1 protein-coding gene is annotated in these 933 nt (G+C 78.2%); it reads right to left on the bottom strand.

Going from position 1 to position 933, the window contains the following annotated elements:
• Positions 1-237: 237 nt before the first annotated feature.
• On the bottom strand, positions 238-933 hold a 696-nt coding region (locus OOT08_RS06335), incomplete at its 5' end, for an Ig-like domain-containing protein (protein ID WP_325091741.1).

Consider the following 933-nt stretch of genomic DNA (forward strand, 5'->3'; position numbering starts at 1 on the left):
TCGTTTCCGGGTCGCGCAACCGGGCCCTGGCGCAGACGGGGGCCGGCGATGTGACGCTCCCCCTCGGGATCGCAGCGGCGAGCGCCCTGCTCGGCACCGTCCTGCTGTTGCGTTCGCGGCGCAGTCAGGGCTCGGCAGGCTGACCAGCCGCGCACTCGGCCCGGGAAACCGGGTGAGCCGCCCGGGGCCGCTGCGCATCGCAACACCGATGCGCAGCGGCCCCGGGCCGCGCCGCGCTCAGCGGCGGTTGGCGCGGTGCCGGCGGCGTGCGCCGAGCAGCAGGCCGCCGCCGATGAGGGCCGTGATCAGCGCCCCGGCGAGCGCCCAGCCCGGCGCGGGGGCACCCGAGCGGGCGAGTACGTCCGGCCCGGGAGACCCCGACGGGCTGGGGGCTTCGCCCGTCGGCGCGGGTGCGGGGCCGGGCTCACTCGGCTTCGGGGGCGTCGGGCTCGGACCCGGGGCGGTCGCGCGGACCTCGAATGAGGCGTGGGCCGCCCCGCTGCGTTCCCCCGTGAGCATCGCGTCCACGGTGCCCGCCCGGCTGTCGCTCGGCACCGGCACCTCGGCGGTGACGACGCCAGCGGCGTCGGCGATAAGGTCGCTCAGCTCCGCGGAGACGGCCCCGCTGAGCCGCAGGGTGACCGGCTCCCCCGGCTGGTAGCCGGTCCCCGTCGCCGCTTGGCTGTCGCCGGGCGAGAGCACCGGGTCACGCAGGCGGAGGGCGGGCTCGCCGAGCAGCAGGAGCGCCTCGGCGGAGGTGTTCCCCGCCGCGTCCTCCGCGGTGAGGGTGAGCGCCTCCCCCGGCCCGGGGACGGGGGTGAGCGCGACCAGGAAGCGGCAGTCCTCGCCCGCGATGCCCCGCCCGATCTCGGTGCCCGCGGCGTCCCGGATGATGACGGTGCTGCCGGGTTCCGCGCAGCCCGTGACGGGAGA

This window comes from Leucobacter sp. M11, assembly GCF_035726885.1.
GTDB lineage: Bacteria > Actinomycetota > Actinomycetes > Actinomycetales > Microbacteriaceae > JAPFRB01.